General features: G+C 71.6%; 2 protein-coding genes and 1 pseudogene. 1 reads left to right on the top strand and 2 read right to left on the bottom strand.

What is annotated here, in order from left to right; genetic code table 11:
• Positions 1–402, top strand: a 402-nt coding sequence (locus tag AC31A1_RS49555; RefSeq protein WP_489659618.1) for an SLATT domain-containing protein, incomplete at its 5' end; no start/stop codon positions are given.
• A gap of 25 nt (positions 403–427) precedes the next feature.
• Here AC31A1_RS49555 and AC31A1_RS49550 read toward each other — a convergent pair.
• Both AC31A1_RS49550 and AC31A1_RS49545 read right to left on the bottom strand, forming a co-directional pair.
• Positions 428–1,972, bottom strand: coding sequence for a PstS family phosphate ABC transporter substrate-binding protein (locus AC31A1_RS49550; protein ID WP_489659617.1), 1,545 nt, complete (start codon positions 1,970–1,972; stop codon positions 428–430).
• 143 nt (positions 1,973–2,115) lie between these two features.
• Positions 2,116–2,814 (bottom strand): annotated as a pseudogene (locus tag AC31A1_RS49545) (serine/threonine protein kinase); the annotation flags it as partial.

Raw genomic sequence — 2,814 nt, 5'->3', positions numbered from 1 at the left:
GCCGGGGACCGGTTCTTCGGGATGACCTCCGGCTGGATGAGGGACGTCGCTACGGCGCAGGCCGTGCAGCGGCGTCTTCAGGTGCTCCAGTTCGACTGGGCGTCGGAGGGTGTGCGGGAGTTCCTGGGGCCCGCGGAGGGCACGGCGAGCGAGGCCGTGGACCGGTGTCTGGGGGTGCTGCGGCGCTTCTCGGAGGACGTGACGGAACTGGTCCGGGTGGAGACCGCCGACTGGATGGTGGAGTTCCGGACCGGGGCGGGGCCGCTGGGCATCCAGTCCGCGGTGGTCCCCGGGAGCCGGCAGGAGGGGACCGTCGTCCAGGGCAGGTTCCCGCAGCCGCCGGGACCGGGCGGCGGCAGCCGGCCGAACATGCCGAGGCAGCGGCCGCCGGAGCCGAGGTGAGGTGGGGTGGGGTGGGGTGGACCGCTCAGCCGTCCGCGCACAACCCCGTCGACTGGGTCGCCGAGCACGGCAGGTGGCCGTGGGCGCGGATGACGTTCTCACCGGTGCCCTGGCCGACGTAGGCGAGGAAGCTCGCGGCGAGGGAGCCGGCGGCCGGGCGGCCGTAGGTGTAGGCGTACTCGACGCCTCGGTACGGGTACTCGCTCTTGCCGTACTCGATGTCCGAGACCGAGGCCGGCGCGCCGTCGAGAGACACCGGGCGCAGGCCCTTGTGTCCGGTCGCGAGGGTGACCTCGCTGTAGCCGAGGGCGCCCGGGACTTCGGCGACCTTGTCCAGCACCTTCTCCGTGGAGTCGAGTTCGCAGCGTGTGACGGGGGCGGAGCCGTCGTCCTTGTGGACGCAGTCCAGTGACGTGCTGGGCACCCGTTCCCAACTGCCCAGCACCCGCTGCTGGAAGATCTGCCGGGTACCGGAGTCGGCGTTGCGGCTGACCAGCACGACGGGCAGGTCCGGAAGGCCGGCGCCGAGCTGCCTCCACCGCGTGACCTCGCCGCGGTAGATCCGGCGTACGTCGGCCAGGGAGAGGCCGTGCGGGAGACGGACACCGTTGTTGGCGACGAGGGTGAACACCGACAACGCGACCCGGGTACCGAAGAGTTCACCGGTTTCCCCGGTGGCGGCGCCGTCGGAGAACGCGATCACCGAGCGGGCGCTGCTCGCCGACTGGTCACCCAGGGCCGCGAGTTCGGCGGCTCCGGCCGCGCTGCCCCGCGCGTCCACCGTGATGCGGGAGCCCTCGCAGTCCTTCTCGTACTGCTTCGCCAGCTCCTGGGTCACGGGCGCGAAGGCCGTCGAGCCGGTGATCCGCAGCGTGCCCTTCTCGCAGCCGAGGGGCGGCGGGGTGTCGTCACGGGCGATGACGATCGTCGCCAGCGTCACCACGCATACCGTGAGCATGATGGTGATCAGCCGGGAGGCGCGGCTGAAGAGGGGCAGCGTCTCGTCCGGGGTCGCACTGCGGTTGGGGTGCACCTCGCCGTCGCGGATGCCGCCGATGAGCCGTATCGGGCAGCCGACGTCGCCGCCGGACAGCAGCACCAGCAGCTTGAAGTGGTCGCCGCGGTTGAGCGGGACGCGCGGGATGCGCAGGGTGTTGCCGTCGTAGCCGAGACCGGCCGCCGGGGTGAAGTGGTCCATCAGGTGGTCGGTGCCGACCGGCTGGGTGACCGAGACACCGCGGATCGTGCGGTCGGTGAACACCGCGGTGAGGCCGTGGAGTTCACGCCCGGTGTAGTCGTTGTCGGCGATGCTCTGCGAGCCGTCGTTCTCGATGCGCAGCAGGACGAGGGTGGCGTCGGACATGCCGGGCGCCTCGTCGAAGAGGCCCAGGCGTCTGTTCGCCCGGCCCGAACGCACGTCGTCGCCGATGGGGTTGTCCATCTGGACGCGGTAGCCGATCCGCTTGCGGCGCGGCACCCGGCGCTCGTACCAGACCATCACGCCGGACGCGACGATGCCGAGCACCGCCGTGCCCACGGCGACGACGTTCTCCGCGCTCAGCCACTCCACTGCGGGCCCCCGCTCCCCAGCCGGATCGTGGGGTCACGGTACGAGCGGTACCGGAAAACACGCAGGGGGTCTTGGCCGAAGTTCGCGTGACGTTCAACTGGCCCTGCAGTGAAGGGAGTTGTGACGCGAGTGGTGGAGAGTGCTCAGCCTGCCTTCGTGTACGTCAGCTTCTCCCCGGTGCTGGTGTTCACCCGCTCCAGCGTGGTGTCCGACAGCAGGGTGATCTCGGTGGCGGAACCCGGGTTGCACGACGAGAGCGGCTTCCCCGAGGTGACGGTGGACGCCCCGATCGCCAACGGGCTCTCCCCGCCCGGCTCTTGGGCGAGGTCCGCGCTGAACTCGCAGTGGTAGCCGGGTCCGTCCGCGACGAGGATGAGCACCGGGGACCCCACCTTCCCCTGCCGGATGGTGAGTTGGCGGGTGTTGTGGCCCGTGGCGTTGTCGATGGACGCGTTCCAGGTGCCGAGGTATCCGCTGGGTACGGCACCGTCGCCGGACGTCGTCGGAGAGGGCGAGGGCGATCGGCTCGGCGTCGGCTCCCCCGTGCTCGGCCCCGGGGTCGTGGGCGCGGCGCTGGTGGCCCGACCGCCCGAACCGGCCTTCGTACGGCCGCTGTTGCTACCGCCCTTCATCAACGCGTACACCGAACCACCGGCGCCCAGCGCGACGACCAGCGCGATCACGACGAGGAGTGCGGTCGACCTGCCGTTCCTGCGCGGCGGCTGGGGTTCCCCGTACGCCGGGGCCATCCCGGCCGGCCCCGGGCCGTAGGGCGGGGTGGCGCCGAGGCCGCCGTTGTGGGGGTAGGGGTTGTACGGCACCTGGCCGCCCCAGCCGAGGAG

The sequence above is a fragment of the Streptomyces sp. P5F9 genome (assembly GCF_057961495.1).
This window is presented reverse-complemented; position numbering and strand designations above follow the sequence as displayed.